Source organism: Wolbachia endosymbiont of Madathamugadia hiepei (assembly GCF_013366855.1).
GTDB lineage: Bacteria > Pseudomonadota > Alphaproteobacteria > Rickettsiales > Anaplasmataceae > Wolbachia.
Window position 1 is genome coordinate 1 of the sequence record NZ_WQMP01000166.1, and the last position, 1,881, is coordinate 1,881.

Here is a 1,881-nt window from a genome sequence, read left to right on the forward strand (position 1 = left end):
ATAATATGCCATTTGGTAGTTTCTCTATTTTTAGCTAAGTTAAACTACCAGTTTTTGCTACATCTTTCCTTATTTTCTCATGATAAACTTTCTTCACAGAGACTAGTTCAACTGTTTAACGATTCATCGTCTGCCGCAAGAACCGATTCGTGTATCATTTCTGAAATGGTTGGATGAGGAAAGATCGTAGACTTTATGTCAGAGTCTGTTCCTTCTAGTTGCTTTGCAAGAGCAAAATTGCTAATTAACTCTGTTACTTCTGCTCCTATCATGTGAGCCCCAAGAAGTTCGCCTGTTTTTTTATCAACCACTGTTTTTACTAACCCTTCGGTTTCACCGAGTGCAATGGACTTACCATTAAAATTAGAATGAAATTTTCCTATTTTTACATCATACCCATTTTTTATTGCCTGTTCTTCAGTAAGGCCAATACTTGCTATTTGCGGGTGAGAGTAAGTGCAATTTGGTATGCACTCTTTTTTTAACTTATGAGGGCTTTTGTCAGCAATCTTTTCAACGCAGATCACAGCTTCATGACTTGCCTTATGCGCTAAACATGGCGGGCCAGCTACATCGCCTATCGCATACACGTTAGGTTCACTTGTTTCATACCATTCATTCGCTTCAATAAAACCAGAAGAGCTTAATTTAATTTTTGTATTTTCTAACCCTATATTTTCAGTGTTTGCCTGAACGCCAACTGCAACAATTACTCTATCGAATTCTTTGCTCTCACCACTACTTAGTTGCACTTGAGTAGAGCCTTTATTTTTAGTAAAAGTTTTTACACTATTGTTTGTATATATTTTTATTCCCTGTCTTATAAGTACTTCTTGCGCTAAATTTGAAATCTCTCTATCTTCCAGTGGTAAAATAGTGTCTTTTACTTCTACAATTGTTACTTCAACTCCCAAAGTACTATAAAAACTTGCAAATTCTACTCCAATTGCACCAGATCCTATAATTAGTAGCGATTTTGGCAGTCTATCTGAAGTCATAGCATGCTGTGCATTCCATATTAAATCCCCATCTACCTCTATTCCAGGCAGATTTCGCGCTCTCACACCTGTTGCTAAAATAATATGCTTGGAAACAATTTCTTGTTCCTCCTTACTACTGAAGATTTTTATAGTATGGTTACCCGCAAGTTTACCAAGTCCCTGGTGAATTTTGATGTTATTCTTCTTCATCAAATACGCAACACCTTTTGATAACTTATCAACAACATTCCTCGAGTATCTCACTATCGACTGAATATCAAAGCTTGTATCTCTTACTTTTATACCAAACTCCTCTGATCTTCTTATTAACCTATAAATTTCAGATGCTCTAAGCAGAGATTTTGTTGGTACACACCCCCAATTTAAGCATATACCACCTAAATTCTTCCCTTTTTCAATAACAGCAGTTTTAAACCCAAGCTGCGCTGCTCTAATTGCTGCTATATAACCACCAGGACCGCTACCTATAACCGTAACATCATACTCACTCATCAGTTTTCTTCGTATTAAAAAAGATTATATATAACAGACGGAATCTATATAATCAACGGCGTTATCTCCTGTCATCTAAGTAGCGGACACTGGAATCCATGATGCTACTTTAGTCAAAAATATTTAAGAAATTTACTATACGAAAAAAAAAAGCAAAAGAAGCCCCGTTGGTGGCTAATTATTTATATGTACCTCAAATATCGGCGTTTTTATTCTCAGCGCTACGATTTAGCTACTTTTAAATGTAAATAACCAAAACTGTAAACGTTAAGAAATTTACTAAACAGGAAAAAGGGCAAAAAAACTCTGAGGCAGCTAGTATTCAAATTCTCCCTTGTCTATTTGACGTTCTATACAAGCTGAAACGCGCTTATAAGTCGTTTAAGAC

At 35.9% G+C, this 1,881-nt stretch carries 1 protein-coding gene; it reads right to left on the bottom strand.

Translation table 11 applies throughout. The features are described 5' to 3' along the window. Positions 1-107: 107 nt before the first annotated feature. Positions 108-1,493 (bottom strand): dihydrolipoyl dehydrogenase, encoded by a 1,386-nt coding sequence (gene lpdA, locus GO685_RS05015; protein ID WP_175937836.1) that lies wholly within the window; start codon positions 1,491-1,493, stop codon positions 108-110. Positions 1,494-1,881 lie beyond the last annotated feature (388 nt).

Bases quoted from the DNA above. Each gene is read 5' to 3' on its own strand.
- lpdA (WP_175937836.1), bottom strand. From the start codon at position 1,493: ATGAGTGAGTATGATGTTACGGTTATAGGTAGCGGTCCTGGTGGTTAT.